Origin of the sequence: Streptomyces sp. NPDC102402 (genome assembly GCF_044765765.1) — a bacterium.
Lineage (GTDB): Bacteria > Actinomycetota > Actinomycetes > Streptomycetales > Streptomycetaceae > Streptomyces.
The window spans coordinates 87,391-104,813 of sequence record NZ_JBIWKR010000008.1 but is presented as its reverse complement, the minus strand read 5'-3'; the positions used below and the strand labels follow the sequence as shown (position 1 = coordinate 104,813).

Genomic DNA, 17,423 nt, shown 5'->3' with positions numbered 1-17,423 from the left:
GGCGCCCGCCCTTGTCCGGTCGGGGACGGGGGCGGGCGCCGCGTTCAGTTCCGTACGCCGTTGTACGGGACGTCTGTGTGTGCCGTGATCAGACCGTCAGGGAACGGTCCGTCGGGCGGATCGGGGCATGCAGTGCGCTGGCCCCGGTCAGGAAGCGGTCCACGCCGCGCGCCGCGGAGCGGCCCTCGGCGATGGCCCACACGATGAGGGACTGGCCGCGGCCGGCGTCGCCGGCGACGTAGACGCCGTCGACGTTGGTCGCGTAGTCCTCGTCGCGCGCGATGTTGCCGCGCTCGTCGAGGGCGACGCCGAACTGCTGGACGAGGCCGTTGGCCTGGTCGGTGCCGGTGAAGCCCATGGCCAGGGTGACGAGCTGGGCCGGGATGACACGCTCGGTGCCGGCCTTCTGCTCCAGCTTGCCGTCCTTGAACTCCACCTCGATGAGGTGGAGGGACTGGACGTTGCCGTCCTCGTCGCCCTCGAAGTGGGTGGTGGAGACGGAGTAGATCCGCTCACCGCCCTCCTCGTGCGCGGAGGTGACCTTGTAGAGCATCGGGAAGGTCGGCCAGGGCTGGTTGGCGTTACGCTCCTCGCCCGGCTGGGGCATGATCTCCAGCTGGGTGACGGAGGCGGCGCCCTGCCGGTGGGCGGTACCGACGCAGTCGGCGCCGGTGTCGCCGCCGCCGATGACGACGACGTGCTTGCCCTCGGCGGTGATCGGGGCGACGGTGAGGTCGCCCTCCTGCACCTTGTTGGCGAGCGGCAGGTACTCCATCGCGAAGTGGATGCCGTTCAGCTCACGGCCCGGGACGGGCAGGTCGCGGGAGACGGTGGCACCGGCGGCGATGACGACCGCGTCGTAGCGGCGGCGGAGCTTCGCGGCGTCGATGTCCTTGCCGATCTCCACCTCCGTGCGGAACTTGGTGCCTTCCGCGCGCATCTGCTCGATGCGGCGGTTGATGTGCGACTTCTCCATCTTGAACTCGGGGATGCCGTAGCGGAGGAGTCCTCCGATGCGGTCCGCGCGCTCGAAGACGGCGACCGTGTGGCCGGCGCGGGTCAGCTGCTGGGCGGCGGCGAGACCCGCCGGGCCCGAGCCGATGACGGCGACGGTCTTGCCGGAGAGGCGCTCGGGCGGCTGCGGGGTGACGTCGCCGCTGTCCCACGCCTTGTCGATGATGCTGACTTCGACGTTCTTGATGGTGACGGCCGGCTGGTTGATGCCGAGGACGCACGCCGACTCGCAGGGAGCGGGGCAGAGGCGGCCCGTGAACTCCGGGAAGTTGTTCGTGGCGTGCAGGCGCTCGGACGCCGCCGACCAGTCCTCGCGGTATGCGTAGTCGTTCCACTCGGGGATGAGGTTTCCGAGCGGGCAGCCGTTGTGGCAGAACGGGATGCCGCAGTCCATGCAGCGGCCGGCCTGCTTGCTGATGATCGGGAGCAGCGAGCCCGGAACGTAGACCTCGTTCCAGTCCTTGACACGCTCGCCGACGGGGCGGGTCTGGGCGACCTCGCGTCCGGTGGTCAGGAAGCCCTTGGGGTCAGCCATTGGTCGCCGCCTCCATCATCTTCTCGGTGGTCTCCTGCTCGGAGAGACCGGCGAGCTCAGCGGCGTCCTTGGCGGCGAGCACTGCCTTGTAGGTGGACGGGATGATCTTGCTGAAGCGGGCGGCCGAGGAGTCCCAGTCGGCCAGCAGCTTCTGGGCGACCGTGGATCCGGTCTCCTCCTGGTGGCGGCGCACGACGTCGTGCAGCCACTGCCGGTCGGTGTCGTCGAGGGCCTCGACCGCACCGATGTTGCCGGTGTTGACGTTGTCGAGGTCCAGGTCGATGACGTACGCGATGCCGCCGGACATGCCTGCGGCGAAGTTGCGTCCGGTCTCACCGAGGACGACGGCGTGCCCGCCGGTCATGTACTCGCAGCCGTGGTCGCCCACGCCTTCGGAGACGACCGTCGCGCCGGAGTTGCGGACGCAGAAGCGTTCGCCGGTCCGGCCGCGGAGGAACAGCTCGCCGCCGGTCGCACCGTAGCCGATGGTGTTGCCGGCGATGGTGGAGTACTCGGCGAGGTGGTCGGCGCCGCGGTCCGGGCGGACGATGACGCGGCCGCCGGAGAGGCCCTTGCCGACGTAGTCGTTGGCGTCGCCCTCCAGTCGCAGCGTCACACCGCGCGGCACGAACGCGCCGAAGGACTGGCCCGCGGAGCCGGTGAAGGTGATGTCGATGGTGTCGTCGGGCAGGCCCGCACCGCCGAACTTCTTGGTCACCTCGTGGCCCAGCATCGTGCCGACGGTCCGGTTGATGTTGCGGATCGCGATCTGGGCGCGGACGGGCTGCGCGGCTTCGGCGCTGTCGGCGCCCAGGGCGTCGGCGGCGAGCTTGATCAGCTCGTTGTCGAGGGCCTTGGCCAGTCCGTGGTCCTGCTCGGCGATCTGGTGGCGCACCGCGCCCTCGGGCAGCTCGGGGACGTAGAAGAGGGGCTCGAGGTCGAGGCCCTGTGCCTTCCAGTGGGTGACGGCCCGCTCGGTGTCGAGGAGTTCGGCGTGGCCGACGGCCTCCTCGATCGTGCGGAAGCCGAGCTCGGCGAGGATCTCGCGGACCTCTTCGGCGATGAACTCGAAGAAGTTGACGATGTACTCGGCCTTGCCGGAGAACCGCTCGCGCAGGACGGGGTTCTGGGTGGCGATGCCGACGGGGCAGGTGTCGAGGTGGCAGACGCGCATCATAACGCAGCCGGAGACGACGAGCGGCGCGGTCGCGAAACCGAACTCCTCGGCGCCCAGCAGTGCGGCGATGACGACGTCGCGGCCGGTCTTGAGCTGGCCGTCGGTCTGGACGACGATGCGGTCGCGCAGGCCGTTGAGCAGCAGGGTCTGCTGGGTCTCGGCGAGGCCGAGTTCCCAGGGGCCGCCCGCGTGCTTGAGCGAGGTCAGCGGCGAGGCGCCCGTTCCGCCGTCGTGGCCGGAGATGAGGACGACGTCCGCGTGGGCCTTGGAGACACCCGCGGCGACCGTGCCCACGCCGACCTCGGAGACCAGCTTCACGTGGATGCGGGCCGCCGGGTTGGCGTTCTTGAGGTCGTGGATCAGCTGAGCCAGGTCCTCGATGGAGTAGATGTCGTGGTGCGGCGGGGGCGAGATCAGGCCGACACCCGGGGTGGAGTGCCGGGTCTTGGCGACCCACGGGTAGACCTTGTGGCCGGGCAGCTGGCCGCCCTCGCCGGGCTTGGCGCCCTGCGCCATCTTGATCTGGATGTCGTCCGCGTTGACCAGGTACTCGCTGGTCACACCGAAGCGGCCGGAGGCGACCTGCTTGATGGACGAGCGGCGTGCCGGGTCGTACAGGCGCTCGGCGTCCTCGCCGCCCTCGCCGGTGTTGGACTTGCCGCCCAGCTGGTTCATGGCGACGGCGAGGGTCTCGTGCGCCTCCTGGGAGATGGAGCCGTACGACATGGCGCCGGTGGAGAAGCGCTTGACGATCTCGGAGGCGGACTCGACCTCGTCGATGGAGATCGGGTCGCGGCCGCTCTTGAAGCCGAAGAGGCCGCGGAGCGTCATGAGGCGCTCGGACTGCTCGTTGACCCGGCCGGTGTACTTCTTGAAGATGTCGTACCGGCGGTTGCGGGTGGCGTGCTGGAGGCGGAAGACCGTGTCCGGGTCGAACAGGTGCGGCTCGCCCTCGCGGCGCCACTGGTACTCGCCGCCGATCTCCAGCGCGCGGTGCGAGGCGGCGATGCCGGAGGCGGGGTACGCCTTCGTGTGGCGGGCGGCGACCTCCTTGGCGACGACGTCGAGTCCGGCGCCGCCGATCTTGGTGGCGGTGCCGTTGAAGTACTGGGCGACGAAGGACTCGTCGAGGCCGACGGCCTCGAAGACCTGGGCGCCGCGGTAGGACGCGACGGTCGAGATGCCCATCTTGGACATGACCTTCAGGACGCCCTTGCCCAGCGCGTAGATCAGGTTGCGGATGGCCAGCTCGGGCTCGAGGCCCTCGATGAACGTGCCGGCGCGGACGAGGTCCTCGACGGACTCCATCGCGAGGTACGGGTTGACGGCGGCGGCGCCGTAGCCGATGAGGAGCGCGACGTGGTGGACCTCGCGGACGTCGCCGGCCTCGACCAGCAGGCCCATCTGGGTGCGCTGCTTGGTGCGGATGAGGTGGTGGTGGACGGCGGAGGTGAGCAGGAGCGACGGGATCGGCGCGTGCTCGGCGTCGGAGTGGCGGTCGGAGAGGACGATCAGGCGGGCGCCGTCCTCCATCGCCGCGTCGACCTCGGCGCAGATCTCCTCGATCCGGGCGGCGAGGGCGTCGCCGCCGCCGCTGACGCGGTAGAGGCCGGCCAGGGTGGCGGCCTTCATGCCCGGCATGTCGCCGTCGGCGTTGATGTGTATGAGCTTGGCGAGCTCGTCGTTGTCGATGACCGGGAACGGCAGCGTGACGTTGCGGCACGTCGCGGCGGTCGGTTCCAGGATGTTGCCCTGCGGGCCGATCGTGGAGCGCAGCGAGGTGACGAGCTCCTCGCGGATGGCGTCCAGCGGCGGGTTGGTGACCTGGGCGAACAGCTGGGTGAAGTAGTCGAAGAGCAGCCGGGGGCGCTCGGAGAGCGCGGCGATCGGCGAGTCGGTGCCCATGGAGCCGAGGGGTTCACCGGCGGTGCGGGCCATCGGCGCGAGGAGGACGCGGAGCTCTTCCTCGGTGTAGCCGAAGGTCTGCTGGCGGCGGGTGACCGAGGCGTGGGTGTGGACGATGTGCTCGCGCTCGGGAAGGTCCTCGAGCTCGATCTCGCCGGTTTCCAGCCACTCGGCGTACGGGTTCTCGGCGGCCAGGGACGCCTTGATCTCGTCGTCCTCGATGATGCGGTGCTCGGCGGTGTCGACGAGGAACATCTTGCCGGGCTGGAGGCGGCCCTTGCGGACGACCTTGGCGGGGTCGATGTCCAGGACACCGACCTCGGAGGAGAGGACGACGAGGCCGTCGTCGGTGACCCAGTAGCGTCCGGGGCGCAGACCGTTGCGGTCGAGGACCGCGCCGACCTGGGTTCCGTCGGTGAAGGTGACGCAGGCCGGGCCGTCCCAGGGCTCCATCATCGTGGCGTGGTACTGGTAGAACGCGCGGCGGGCCGGGTCCATGGAGGCGTGGTTCTCCCACGCCTCGGGGACCATCATCAGCACCGAGTGCGGCAGGGAGCGGCCGCCGAGGTGGAGCAGCTCCAGGACCTCGTCGAAGGACGCCGAGTCGGAGGCGTCGGGGGTGCAGACGGGGAAGATCCGGTCGAGGTTCTCGGCACCGAAGAGGCTCGAGGCGAGCTGGGACTCGCGGGCCTTCATCCAGTTGCGGTTGCCCTTGACCGTGTTGATCTCGCCGTTGTGCGCGACGAAGCGGTACGGGTGGGCGAGCGGCCAGCTCGGGAAGGTGTTCGTCGAGAAGCGGGAGTGGACCAGCGCGACCCTGGTGGCGAAGCGGCGGTCGGAGAGGTCCGGGAAGAACGGCTCCAGCTGGCCGGTGGTGAGCATGCCCTTGTAGACGAGCGTGCGTGCGGAGAGCGAGGGGAAGTACACCCCGGCCTCGCGCTCGGCGCGCTTGCGCAGGACGAAGGCCTTGCGGTCCAGCTCGATGCCGGTGCTGCTGCCGTCGGCGACGATCAGCTGGCGGAATTCGGGCATCGTGGCGCGGGCGCCGTTGCCGAGGATGTCCGGGGTGACCGGGACGTCGCGCCAGCCGAGGACGTCGAGGGCCTCCTCGGCGGCGATCTTCTCGATCCGCTGGACGGCTCCGGTGGAGTCGTCGGCGGGGAGGAAGGCGATCCCGACGGCGTAGGAGCCGGCCTCGGGGAGCTCGAACGCGACCTCTTCGCGGAGGAAGGCGTCCGGGACCTGAAGGAGGATACCGGCGCCGTCACCGGAGTCGGGCTCGGATCCCGTGGCGCCGCGGTGTTCGAGGTTGCGCAGTACGGTCAGCGCCTGCTCGACCAGCTCATGGCTGGCCACACCGGTCAGAGTGGCCACGAACCCGACGCCACAGGCGTCGTGCTCGTTACGGGGGTCGTACATTCCCTGCTGGACAGGGCGACCGTCCATGGGCGACCAGGCGTCGGAACGCATCGGCTCTCCCGTCGTCGTCGTGGCATGTGCTGTGCCGAGGGACGACGCTGGCCCTCTGCGAAATTTCGTGCAGGTTACATGATGGAACGCTTCTCAAAAAGCGAATAGTCCGTTCCAACATGCGGACACCACGGAGTCGTGGAGCCGGTGGGTCACGATCGGACGGACCCTTGTGGATCACCGTCCGGGGAGACCGCAGAGTGCAGGCGTCGTTGCCCGCGAGTGTCTACGGCTATTGCCCGTCGGTCATGGATTCGAAACCGCCGAGTAACGGCTACTTATGTGCAGCCCTGCATAGAGTCTCATTTTACGGCGGGCACACCCCGTCCGCCCAGTGACGTGCGCCAAGACGTACGTCACACCGTCACGACGCCGCTGGGTGCCCCGTGAGTCCCGCCCGCGGTGATCCGGCGCCCCAGGAGGGCGTTCCGTGGGTGCCGGGGAGGGTTCCCGGGGCGGCCTTCCAGGGCCTCAGCCCGCGGCGACGCCGAAGAGGGCGCCCAGACCGTACGTGATCGCCGCGGCGGACCCGCCGAGGACGAGCTGCCGCAGCCCGCTGAACCACCAGCTGCGCGCCGTCACCCTGGCCACCACCGCGCCGCAGCCGAACAGGCCCGCCAGGGCGAGCAGCACGGCGGGCCACAGTGCGTCGGCGCCGAGCAGGTAGGGCAGTACGGGCAGCAGGGCGCCCAGCGCGAAGGCGCCGAAGGAGGACACGGCGGCGACGAGCGGCGAGGGCAGGTCGCCGGGGTCGATGCCCAGTTCCTCACGGGCGTGTATCTCGAGGGCCTGCTCGGGGTCCCTGGAGAGCTGCCGGGCGACTTCGCGGGCGAGCGCGGGCTCGACGCCCCGGGACTCGTAAAGCGCGGCGAGCTCCTCCATCTCGTCCTTGGGGTGCTTGCGCAGTTCACGCCGCTCGACGTCGAGCTCGGCCTCGACGAGCTCGCGCTGCGAGGCGACGGAGGTGTACTCCCCCGCGGCCATGGAGAAGGCGCCGGCGGCCAGCCCGGCGAGGCCCGTGATGACGATGGTCTGCTGGGACACCGCGCCCCCGGCGACGCCCGTCATCAGGGCGAGGTTGGAGACGAGACCGTCCATGGCACCGAACACCGCGGGCCGCAGCCAGCCGCCGTTGACGTCACGGTGGGTGTGGTTGTCGCGGTGCGCGTCGTGCAGTACGGCGTCGGTCTCGATGATGGACACAGAGCTCTCCCCTATTCCGGGAGCGGGCCCCGTGGACTTCTCCCGCTCCACATCGTCGAAAGTACGCACGAAAAAGGCCTCCCGCCAGCAAGGAAGGCCGAACTTACCTGCGCCTGGAGCGTCACCCGGGCGGACGATTTGTACGAAATGCGCGCCTCTCTTCGCCGTGAGCGGGGAAACCTCGCATATCCGGTTGTTCCGGGTGGGAGCGAAGGGTCGGCACGATGGAGCTCATGGCGGACAGCCCGGCGGCGGGCACGGGTGACCGGGCACGGGGGGCGTTGCTGGGGCTCGCCGTGGGGGACGCGCTCGGCGCCCCGGCGGAGAACATGCGTCCGTCCGAGATCCGCCGCCGCTGGGGCCGTATCGAGGGTTTCGTCAGCGACGACCCGGCGGGGACCGACGACACCGAGTACGCGATCTTCTCCGGGCTGCTGCTGGCCAGGCACGGTTCGGCGCTCACCGTCTCGCACGTCGAACGGGCCTGGCACCACTGGATCGCCGATCTGGACGAGGGCCCGTTCCGGGGCGCCGGATTCAGCGAGCGCGGCACCCTGGAGAACCTGCGGCGCGGTCTGGCCGCCCCCATCTCGGCTCAGCACCGGCACGCCTGGAGCGACGGTCTCGCCATGCGGGCGGCGCCGTTCGGGGTCTTCGCCGCGGGCCGGCCCGCGGAGGCCGCCCGGCTGGTGGCGGTGGACGGCCGGGTCAGCCATGACGGCGAGGGCATCTACGGCGGGCAGGCGGTGGCGGCGGGGGTGGCGGCCGCGATGGTGGGGGCGGGTCTCGCCTCCGTGATCGCCGCCGCGCTCTCCGTCGTGCCGATGGACTCCTGGACGGCCCGCTCGCTGCGCCGGGCGGTCTCGGCCGCGCAGCGCTCGTACCCGGACCGGCTGACGGCGGAGCGCGCGGTGCGCTCCGCGGTGGTGATCGGCGGCTATCCCTGGACGGACCTGGCGCCGGAGGCGGTGGGCCTGGCCTTCGGCGCCCTCACGGCGGCGCGCGGCGACTTCCGTGAGGCGGTGCTCACGGCCGTGAACATGGGCCGGGACGCGGACACCACGGCGGCGGTGGCGGGGGCGCTGGCCGGGGCCCTGCACGGGGCGTCGGCGATCCCCCGGGACTGGGCGGCGGCCATCGGCCCGGTGCGGGGCAGCTGCCTGCCGTCGATGCGCGGCTATCACGTCCTGGACATCGCGGAGCTGCTGACCCCGGACGACGGTGAGGACCAGCCGGACGGGCCGCCGGCCCCGGACCGGCCCGCCGCCGCGCCCTGCTCCCCGCGGCACGAGATGTCCGGTGCCCCACCCGGCGGGCAGCCGGCCGGGTGGGGGCCGGCCGCCGCCTCGTGGCACACCCCCGTCCACGGCGGGCCGGGCGCCGGTGCTCCGGTCTCCGGCACCCGGCAGGACGCCCGGTGACCGGCGCCCGGCGCGCCTCCCCGGGCGCGTCCACCGCACCGGCGGAGTCCGCCCCTCACCTGGCCATCCGGATCACCGCCGAGCGCGCGGCGGAGGGCCGCGACGCCTCGGGAAGGCGGGCCAGGATCGAGGGACTGCTGCTCGGCCTGGCGGCCGGCGACGCCGCGGGGTGGCCTGCCGCGCGGCACCGGGCGGCGCGGATGCCCGAGTGGACGCGCCGGCTCACCCGGGAGCTGGACACCTTCGCGGAGCAGAACGCGACGACGACGCTCCCGGTGCCGATCGCCCTCAACCAGCCGCCGGAACCGCTGCGGCTCGGTCCGTCCGACGACGCCGAGTGGGCCGCGTTCGCCGCCCGCACGGTGCTGGCGGCCGCCGCCGACCACGCACCGGACCTCTGCACCGGCCGGCGGATGCGGGACGCGGTCGACCGGTCGTGGAACGCGCTGGCCGCCAAGGTCGCCGCGGCGAGCGCCCGGGCCCCCGAGGTCGAGTCGGCCGTGCTCCCGCTGCGGGCCCGGATCTCCGTACGGGCCGGGCTCGGCAATCTCGCCGCGGGGCTGCGCCCGCCCGCCACCGGCCACGACAATCCGCACTACTTCGACGACGCCGCCTGTGTGCGGGCCGCCGTGCTCGCCGTCGTGCACCCCGGCGACCCGGAGGCCGCGGCCGATCTCGCCGAGTTCGACGCCCGGTACACGCAGGACGGTGACGGGGTGCACGGGGCGCGTGCCATCGCCGCCGCGGTCTCGGAGGCGCTCGCGGGCGCGGATGTCGACACCGCGGTGAACTCGGCGCTGGGCCAGTTGCCCGACGGCACGGAGATCGCCCGCAACGCCGTCCACGCCGTGCGGCTGGCCCGGGAGTTCGCGGACGAGGCGGCGGGTGCCTTCGCGCTCGTGCCGGTGCTGGAGCATCAGATCGTCGACCACGTCTACAGCTACGGGATCGCCGCCGCCGAGACGGTCCCGGTCGCGCTGGCCCTGGCGACCGCCGCCCGGGGCGAGATCGCGCAGGCCGTCCCCGCCGCGGCCTGCCTCTCCCGGGTCGCGGACTCCGCGCCCGCCCTGGCCGGGGCGCTGACCGGTGCGCTGGGCGGGTCCGCCACCGTGCCGGCGGGCTGGCGGGAGGCCTGCCGCACGCTGGCCGGGTGCGCGCTGCCCCGGCTGGCCGGGACGGATCTGATCGAACTCGCCGGGCTGCTCGCAGCCACGGAACCGGCCACTCCGGGTGGACAATTCCGGCATGGCACACAAAACAACCGCTTCGCTCACGGACCGCACGACGCTCACCCTGGATGAACGCGTCACCGGCGCGCTCGTCGGCGCGGCCGTCGGGGACGCGCTCGGCGGCCCCGTCGAGGGCTGGACGCCCGAACAGATCGCGGAGCGCCACGGCGGCCGGGTGACCGGGATCGTCGGGCCCTGGTACGGCGACGACTGGCGCACCGCGCGCCCCATCGCCCCGTACCACAAGGGCGACGGGCACGTCACGGACGACACTCTGATGACCCATGCGCTGGTCCGGGTCTACGAGACGGTGCGCGGCCATCTCGACGCGTACGCGGTCGCCGACCACCTCGTGCCGGACCTGATGTCGCGGCCCCGCTGGATCCCGGAGCTGGAGGCCGAGGCGCTGCCCCTGCAGCGGATCTTCCTCGCCGAGAAGTGGATCGTCACGCGGCTGCACTACGGGCACGCCGACCCGCGCGAGGCAGGCGTGGGCAACATCGTCAACTGCGGGGCCGCGATGTACATGGCGCCGGTCGGCCTGGTGAACGCCGCCCATCCCGGCGCCGCGTACGCGGAGGCGCTGGATGTCGCGGGCGCCCACCAGTCGTCGTACGGCAGGGAGGCGGCCGGAGTCCTGGCCGCCGCGGTCGCCGCCGCGTGCACGCCGGGCGCCACCCCCGTCTCCGTGGTCGAGACGGCACTGGCGCTGGCCAAGGACGGGACCCGGTCGGCGATCGAAGCGGTGTGCGAAGTGGCCTGCCGGTACACCGACTTCGAGTCCGCGCTGGTACCGCTGCGCGCCGCTGTCGCCCCCTTCGACACGGTGGGCCCCCACTACCGCGAGCCCTCCCTGGACGCCCGGCGGCCGTCGCGGCTGCACTCCATCGAGGAACTGCCGGTGGCGCTCGGCATGCTGCTCGTCGGCGGTGGCGACTTCCGCCGCACGGTCCTCGGCTCGGTCAACTACGGCCGTGACTGCGACTCGATCGCCACGATGAGCGGCGCGCTCGCGGGTGCGCTCCACGGCGAGCAGGCCATTCCCGTCGACTGGGTGAAGACGGTCGCCGAGGCCAGCCGCCTCGATCTGCACGCCCCGGCACGGGCGCTGGCGGAGGTCGCCCGTGAGGTCTTCGCACAGGACACCGCACGGCGCCGCACGCACGAGGCGGCGTTCGCCGGGCTGGCGGGAGAGGACCGGTGACCGTCCGCCTGACCTGGGTCCAGCCCGAGGACCTGGTGGGTCACGAACTGCGCCAGGCCGCGCAGGACGGCCGGGACGCCGGGGAGATCGAGCAGCGCTGGCACACGGCGGGCGGCACTCCTGCTCCAGCGCGGGCCGGGGCCTCGGAGCAACCCGCCCCGCGGCACCTGCGCGCGCTCGCGGAGCGGCTCCTGGACGAACTGGACTCCCTGGAGAGCCCGTTGGCAGAGGATGAGCCGACGGACCTGCGGGCGGTCCGGGCCGCCTGTCCTCGCTGGCCGTCGCCCCCCGGCCGTCCGGTGTCCCTCGGCAGCGACGCCCTGCACGCGGCCTGGCTGGGCCGGGCCGCCGGCTGCCTGCTCGGCAAGCCCGTCGAGAAGCTGCCGCTGGCCGGTGTCCGCGCCCTGGCACGGGCCACCGGCAACTGGCCGCTCACCACCTGGTTCACCGCGCGGGGCGTGCCCGCCGACCTGGCTGCCGCGTACCCGTGGAACCGCCGCTCGGCAGCCACCTCCCTCGCCGAGAACATCGACGGGATGCCGGAGGACGACGACCTCAACTACCCGCTGCTGACCGTGCTGCTGCTCCAGCGCCACGGCCGGGGCTTCAGTACGTCGGACCTGGCCCGCCTCTGGCTGGACGAGCTCCCGGCGGGCCGCGTCTTCACCGCCGAACGCATCGCCTACCGCAATCTCCTCGACGGCCTGGAGCCACCGGCCACGGCCCGCCGGCGCAACCCCTTCCGGGAGTGGATCGGCGCCCAGATCCGGGCCGATGTGCACGGCTGGACGCACCCGGGCGATCCGGGGGCCGCCGCCGCGCAGGCCCATCGCGACGCGGTCCTCACCCACACGGCGAACGGGGTGTACGGGGCGATGTTCACCGCCGCCGCACTCGCCGTCGCCGCGGGCGGCGAGACGGACGTGCACGGCTGTCTGGCGGCCGGACTGCGTGTGGTGCCGCCCCGGTCCCGGTACGCCCGCGCGGTGCGGCTCGGCATCGAGACGGCGCGCGAGGAAAGGGACTTCGACGCGGTCGTGGACCGGCTCCACGACGCGTACGGCTCCACCCACCACTGGGTGCACGTCCTGCCCAACGCGGCACTGCTGGCCGCCGCCCTCACCCACGCGGAGGGTGACTTCTCCCGCTCCATCGGCTGCGCGGTGTCCGGCGGCTGGGACACCGACTCCAACGGCGCGACGGCCGGTTCGCTCGCCGGCCTGCTGGCCGGGCGGGCCGCCGCGCTGCCCGGCCACTGGACCGCCCCGCTCAAGAACCGTCTCGCCACCTCCGTGTCCGGCCTCGGCTCCATCGGCTTCGACACCCTCGCGGAACTGACCTATCAGGAGGTACGCCGCCCATGACAGCGATCGCGGTGCTCGGCAGCACCAACATGGACCTGGTCGTCTACGTCGACCGGGCGCCAGGACTCGGGGAGACCGTCACCGGAAGGGAGTTCAGGACCGTCCCCGGCGGCAAGGGCGCCAACCAGGCCCTCGCCGCGGCCCGCGCGGGGGGCGAGGTCGTGATGATCGGCGCGGTCGGCACCGACGAGTACGGCTCGCTGCTCCGGACGAATCTGGAGCACGCCGGCGTGGACACCGATCTGCTGCACACCGTCGCGGGGCCCAGCGGCACCGCGCACATCGTCGTCGACGACGAGGGGTCCAACGCGATCGTGGTGGTTCCCGGCGCGAACGGCACGGTGACCGCCCTCGGTCCGGGCGAGAGGGCGGCGGTCTCCGCTGCCGGCCTGCTCCTCCTCCAGCTGGAACTCCCGCTGTCCGCCGTCACCGAGGCGGCGCGGACGGCGAAGGCCCACGGGGTGCGGACGATCCTCACCCCCTCCCCCGTACAGCCCCTGCCGCCCGGCCTCCTGGACGCCGTCGACCTGCTGGTCCCCAACGAGCACGAGGCCGCCCGGCTCACCGGGCAGGCGGAACCGCACGCGGCCGCGCAGGTCCTGCTCCAGCAGGTCCCCGAGGTCGTGATCACGCTCGGCGGGAAGGGCTGCCTGTACGTGGCCCGGGGCGGCGAACCGCCGGTCCTCTTCCCGGCCCCCGAGGTCACCGCCGTCGACACGACCGGCGCCGGTGACACCTTCGTGGGCACCCTCGCCGTGGCGCTCGGCGAGGGCCGGTCCGTCCCCGAGGCGCTGGGCTGGGCGTCCTCGGCGGCGGCCCTCTGCGTGCAGCGTCACGGCGCGTCCACGTCCATGCCCTACCGCAGCGAGATCGATGCCGCATGAGTACCCCCGCGACCTCCCCCACGACGCCGACGGCTCCCCTCGCCGGCCTGCGGGTCCTGGACCTCGCCACCCTCTTCGCCGGGCCGCTCGCGGCCACCATGCTCGGTGACTTCGGGGCCGGGGTCATCAAGGTCGAGCATCCGCGCAAGCCCGATCCCTCGCGCGGGCACGGCCCGTCGAAGGACGGGATCGGCCTGTGGTGGAAGATGCTCGGCCGCAACAAGCGGACGCTGACCCTGGACCTGTCCTCCCCGGGCGGCCGGGACGTGCTGCTGCGGCTGGCGGCGGAGACCGATGTGGTCATCGAGAACTTCCGGCCCGGCACGCTGGAGCGCTGGGGGCTGGGCTGGGAGGAGCTGCGGGCCGTGAACCCGCGGCTGGTGCTCGCCCGGGTCACGGGCTTCGGCCAGTCGGGCCCGTACGCGCACCGGCCCGGCTTCGGCACCCTCGCCGAGGCGATGAGCGGCTTCGCCGCCGTCACCGGGGAGCCCGACGGGCCGCCGACCCTGCCGCCGTTCGGGCTCGCCGACTCGATCGCGGCGCTCGCCACGGCGTACGCGGTGATGACGGCGCTGGCCGGACGCGACCGGACCGGGGGCGGCCAGGTGGTGGACATGGCGATCATCGAGCCGATCCTGACCGTGCTGGGACCGCAGCCCCTCTGGTACGACCAGCTCGGTTACGTCCAGCCGCGGACCGGCAACCGCTCCCGCAACAACGCCCCGCGCAACACCTACCGCACCGCGGACGGCCACTGGGTCGCCGTCTCGACCTCCGCCCAGTCGGTCGCCGAGCGCGTGATGCGTCTGGTGGGGCGCCCCGAACTGACCGAGGAGCCGTGGTTCTCAGCCGGGAGCACCCGTGCCGAGCACGCCGACGAGCTGGACGAGGCGGTGGGCCACTGGATCGCACGGCGCACCCGGGAGGAGGCGGTGGACGCGTTCGAGAAGGCCGAGGCGGCGATCGCGCCGGTCCATGACGTACGGGACGTGATGGAGGATCCCCAGTACCGGGCGCTGGGCACGATCACCGAGGTCGACGACCCCGAGCTGGGACCGCTGCGGATGCAGAACGTGCTCTTCAGGCTGTCCGAGACCCCGGGGGCGATCCGCTGGGCCGGCCGGCCGCACGGGGCGGACACGGACGAGATCCTGGCGGAGCTGGGCCTCTCCGCCCCCGCGGTCGCGGCGCTGCGGGACGAGGGTGCCCTGTGACCGGCACGGCGGTGGCGCTGACCTGGCTGTACGTTCCCGGGGACCGGCCGGAGGTGGTCCGCAAGGCGCTCGGTTCGGGCGCGCACGTCGTGATCGTCGACCTGGAGGACGCGGTCGCCCCGGACCGCAAGGAGTACGCACGGTCGGCGACGGCCGAGCTCCTCTCGGATCCGGTGACGGCGGACCCGATGGCGGTGCCCGTCCATGTGCGGGTCCACGGCGAGGAGGACGTGAAGGCGCTGACGGGGCTGCCGGGGCTGTCCGGGATGCGGCTGCCCAAGATCACCCACGCGGGGTCGGTGCACCATGTCGCGGCTCTGGCGCCCGGGGTGCCGCTGTATCCGCTGCTGGAGTCGGCGCTGGCGATCGAGCACGCGTACTCGATCGCCGGCGCCCATCATGCCGTGCGGGGGGTCGCGCTGGGCGAGGCGGATCTCCGTGCGGACCTGGGGGTGCGGGACGACGCCGGGCTCGACTGGCCGCGCAGCCGTGTGGTGATCGCGGCGCGGGCGGCCGGGCTCGACCCGCCCGTCATGTCGGTGTACCCCGATGTCCGTGACCTGTCCGGGCTGAGGGCGTCGTGTGCGCACGGGCGGGATCTCGGGCTGCTCGGCCGGGCGGCGATCCACCCCCGGCAGCTGCCGGTCATCGAGCGCGCGTTCCGGCCCACGGCGCGCGAGGTCGAGGCGGCGGAGCAGATCCTGGAGGCGTCCCGGACCGAGGCCGGGGCGCAGGCCCTGCCGGACGGGCGGTTCGTCGACGCGGCGGTGGTGGCGACCGCGCGGCGCACGCTCTCGCTGGCGGGGCGGCGCTGAGGCACGTACACGCGAAGGGGCCGCCGGACCTCTGTGGTCCGGCGGCCCCTTCGGGGGTCTGCGGGGTGTCAGCTCCGGTCGGCCTTCTGCGGGGTCCCGTCGGCCTCGGGCGCCTGCGCCTCGGGAGCGGTGTCCGCGCCGTCGCCGGCGGCCTCGGTGGTCTCGGTGGCCTCGTCCGCCGTGCCGGCCTCGTCGGTGGGTGCCGCCTTCTCGCCGTCACCGGCCGGGTCGACGGCCGCCGGCTCGACGATCTCCTCGCGGCCGGGGCGGATCCGAGCCGAGATCACGATGTACGTGACGGCGAGCACGAACACGACGATCGCGGTCCACACGTTGAGCCTCAGGCCCAGCACGTGGTGCGCCTCGTCGACGCGCATGTACTCGATCCATCCGCGGCCCGCGCAGTACGCCGCGACGTACAGGGCGAAGGCCCGGCCGTGTCCGAGCTTGAAGCGGCGGTCCGCCCAGATGACCAGGAGCGCGACGCCGACGCACCACAGGGACTCGTAGAGGAACGTCGGGTGGTAGGTGCCCTCGACCCGGTTGGTGCCCTCGCTGATCTTCAGCGCCCAGGGCACGTCCGTGGGCTTTCCGTAGAGCTCCTGGTTGAACCAGTTGCCCCAGCGGCCGATGGCCTGGGCGAAGGCGATACCGGGAGCCAGGGCGTCGGCCCAGGCCGGGAGGGGGATGCCGCGCCGACGGCAGCCGATCCAGGCGCCGACCGCACCGAGCGCGATCGCGCCCCAGATGCCGAGGCCGCCCTCCCAGATCTTGAAGGCGTCCACCCAGTTCTCACCGTCGCTGAAGTACAGCTGGTAGTCGGTGATGACGTGGTAGAGCCTGCCGCCGACCAGGCCGAAGGGCACGGCCCAGACGGCGATGTCGGCGACGGTGCCGGCTTTGCCGCCCCTGGCGACCCAGCGCTTGTTGCCGAACCAGACGGCGACGAAGACACCGATGATGATGCAGAACGCGTAGCCGCGGAGCGGGATCGGGCCGAGCTCGATCACGCCGGTCGACGGGCTGGGAATGAAGGCAAGGTTCATGACGGGGTCGACGCTACCTTGCCGGACGGGACGTGCGGCAAGCCGTCCGGCAACTTCTGGATAACGGGACCCCTTGCGGAGTACCTGCCGGGGCGCTCCGGCCGGCCTACGACGCCGACGGTGTGGCCCCGACGGTGCCCGGCTTCTTGCCCTTGTTCGCCTCCGCCACCCACTTCTTGATGTTGGCCTCGGAGATCTGCTCGTCCCCCTTCTTCGGGAAGATCGACTCGCCGTTGAGCAGCGCCGTGGGTGTCCCCTGGAAGCCGCCTTCGCCGAACGCCTTGTTGGACTTCTCGACCCAGCTGTCGTGCGTGCCGTCCTCCACGCAGCTGCGGAAGGCGGGGGTGTCCAGGCCGTCCACCTCGCCGGCCAGCTCGATCAGCTTGCTGTTCTTGCCGAAGGCGTCGTCGGTCTCGGCGGGCTGGTTGCGGTAGAGGACGTCGTGGTACGGGGCGAACTTGCCGACGTCCTGGGCGCAGGCGGCGGCGTTGGCCGCGCGCAGGGACCCGCTGCCGCCGAGGTTGCCGTCGATGATCGTGGCCAGGTGGTACTCCACCTTGAGCTGGCCGCTCTCCGCGAGCTCGGTGAACGTGTCACGGAAGGCGTTCTCGAACTGGGCGCAGACCGGGCAGCGGAAGTCCTCCCAGATCGTGAGCGTGGACGGTGCGTCGTCGGCCCCGACCTGGAGGGCGAGCCCGTCCTCCCCCATCGCCCCGGACGGGGTGACGGCGGGCCCGGCCTCGCTGTCCTTGTCGTTCTTCCCGGCGTTGGCGGCGATCACGCCGATCACGGCGGCGAGCGCCAGCACCCCCACCACGGCGGTCGCGACGATCAGCGTGCGGCGGCGGCGCTCCCGCGCCCGGTCCTGCTCACGCTGCTGGACGAGCCGGTCGCGCGCGGCTCTGCTTCGGTCTTGGTTCTTCTCGCTCACACCGCGCAAAC

12 protein-coding genes are annotated in these 17,423 nt (G+C 72.6%); 7 read left to right on the top strand and 5 right to left on the bottom strand.

The features are described 5' to 3' along the window. Positions 1-88 precede the first annotated feature (88 nt). The 3 genes from ACIRJR_RS23235 to ACIRJR_RS23225 form a co-directional block, all read right to left on the bottom strand. Complete coding sequence (locus ACIRJR_RS23235) at positions 89-1,549, bottom strand: glutamate synthase subunit beta (RefSeq protein ID WP_403783833.1); 1,461 nt, start codon at positions 1,547-1,549, stop codon at positions 89-91. After that, positions 1,542-6,101, bottom strand: a complete 4,560-nt coding sequence (gene gltB, locus ACIRJR_RS23230; protein ID WP_403783831.1) for a glutamate synthase large subunit — start codon at positions 6,099-6,101, stop codon at positions 1,542-1,544. The genes ACIRJR_RS23235 and gltB overlap by 8 nt, the downstream gene beginning before the upstream one ends. A 471-nt stretch (positions 6,102-6,572) precedes the next feature. Next, a complete protein-coding gene (locus ACIRJR_RS23225; RefSeq protein WP_403783829.1) occupies positions 6,573-7,304 on the bottom strand; it encodes a VIT1/CCC1 transporter family protein in 732 nt (243 codons plus the stop codon). Between the two features lie 224 nt (positions 7,305-7,528). On the opposite strand from ACIRJR_RS23225, the gene ACIRJR_RS23220 reads away from it, so the two are divergent. From ACIRJR_RS23220 to ACIRJR_RS23190, 7 genes are all read left to right on the top strand, one after another. Beyond that, positions 7,529-8,725 (top strand): ADP-ribosylglycohydrolase family protein, encoded by a 1,197-nt coding sequence (locus ACIRJR_RS23220; RefSeq protein ID WP_403783827.1) that lies wholly within the window; start codon positions 7,529-7,531, stop codon positions 8,723-8,725. Positions 8,726-8,796: 71 nt separating this feature from the next. Next, positions 8,797-10,026, top strand: coding sequence for an ADP-ribosylglycohydrolase family protein (locus ACIRJR_RS23215; protein WP_403784257.1), 1,230 nt, complete (start codon positions 8,797-8,799; stop codon positions 10,024-10,026). Beyond that, positions 9,971-11,158 carry an ADP-ribosylglycohydrolase family protein gene (locus ACIRJR_RS23210; RefSeq protein WP_403783825.1) on the top strand — a complete coding sequence of 396 codons (1,188 nt, stop codon included), beginning with the start codon at positions 9,971-9,973 and terminating at the stop codon, positions 11,156-11,158. Before ACIRJR_RS23215 ends, ACIRJR_RS23210 begins: the two co-directional genes overlap by 56 nt. Next, positions 11,155-12,522 carry an ADP-ribosylglycohydrolase family protein gene (locus ACIRJR_RS23205; protein ID WP_403783823.1) on the top strand — a complete coding sequence of 456 codons (1,368 nt, stop codon included), beginning with the start codon at positions 11,155-11,157 and terminating at the stop codon, positions 12,520-12,522. Before ACIRJR_RS23210 ends, ACIRJR_RS23205 begins: the two co-directional genes overlap by 4 nt. Further along, positions 12,519-13,406: a ribokinase gene (rbsK, locus tag ACIRJR_RS23200; protein ID WP_403783821.1), complete on the top strand. Its 888-nt coding sequence runs from the start codon at positions 12,519-12,521 to the stop codon at positions 13,404-13,406. Before ACIRJR_RS23205 ends, rbsK begins: the two co-directional genes overlap by 4 nt. Further along, a complete protein-coding gene (locus ACIRJR_RS23195; protein WP_403783819.1) occupies positions 13,403-14,620 on the top strand; it encodes a CaiB/BaiF CoA transferase family protein in 1,218 nt (405 codons plus the stop codon). Before rbsK ends, ACIRJR_RS23195 begins: the two co-directional genes overlap by 4 nt. Continuing rightward, positions 14,617-15,435 carry an HpcH/HpaI aldolase/citrate lyase family protein gene (locus ACIRJR_RS23190; protein WP_403783817.1) on the top strand — a complete coding sequence of 273 codons (819 nt, stop codon included), beginning with the start codon at positions 14,617-14,619 and terminating at the stop codon, positions 15,433-15,435. Before ACIRJR_RS23195 ends, ACIRJR_RS23190 begins: the two co-directional genes overlap by 4 nt. Before the next feature lie 68 nt (positions 15,436-15,503). Here ACIRJR_RS23190 and lgt read toward each other — a convergent pair whose 3' ends face one another. Next, positions 15,504-16,481, bottom strand: coding sequence for a prolipoprotein diacylglyceryl transferase (lgt, locus tag ACIRJR_RS23185; RefSeq protein ID WP_403783815.1), 978 nt, complete (start codon positions 16,479-16,481; stop codon positions 15,504-15,506). Positions 16,482-16,587: 106 nt separating this feature from the next. Further along, the gene (locus ACIRJR_RS23180; protein WP_403783813.1) at positions 16,588-17,412 is read right to left on the bottom strand and encodes a thioredoxin domain-containing protein; all 825 of its coding nucleotides are present in this window, start codon (positions 17,410-17,412) and stop codon (positions 16,588-16,590) included. Between the last annotated feature and the right edge of the window lie 11 nt (positions 17,413-17,423).

What these genes read in the sequence shown, in the direction of transcription:
- lgt (WP_403783815.1), bottom strand. Translation starts at nt 16,481, where the DNA reads ATGAACCTTGCCTTCATTCCCAGCCCGTCGACCGGCGTGATCGAGCTC.
- rbsK (WP_403783821.1), top strand. Translation starts at nt 12,519, where the DNA reads ATGACAGCGATCGCGGTGCTCGGCAGCACCAACATGGACCTGGTCGTC.
- ACIRJR_RS23195 (WP_403783819.1), top strand. Translation starts at nt 13,403, where the DNA reads ATGAGTACCCCCGCGACCTCCCCCACGACGCCGACGGCTCCCCTCGCC.
- ACIRJR_RS23235 (WP_403783833.1), bottom strand. Translation starts at nt 1,549, where the DNA reads ATGGCTGACCCCAAGGGCTTCCTGACCACCGGACGCGAGGTCGCCCAG.
- gltB (WP_403783831.1), bottom strand. Translation starts at nt 6,101, where the DNA reads ATGCGTTCCGACGCCTGGTCGCCCATGGACGGTCGCCCTGTCCAGCAG.
- ACIRJR_RS23210 (WP_403783825.1), top strand. Translation starts at nt 9,971, where the DNA reads ATGGCACACAAAACAACCGCTTCGCTCACGGACCGCACGACGCTCACC.
- ACIRJR_RS23220 (WP_403783827.1), top strand. Translation starts at nt 7,529, where the DNA reads ATGGAGCTCATGGCGGACAGCCCGGCGGCGGGCACGGGTGACCGGGCA.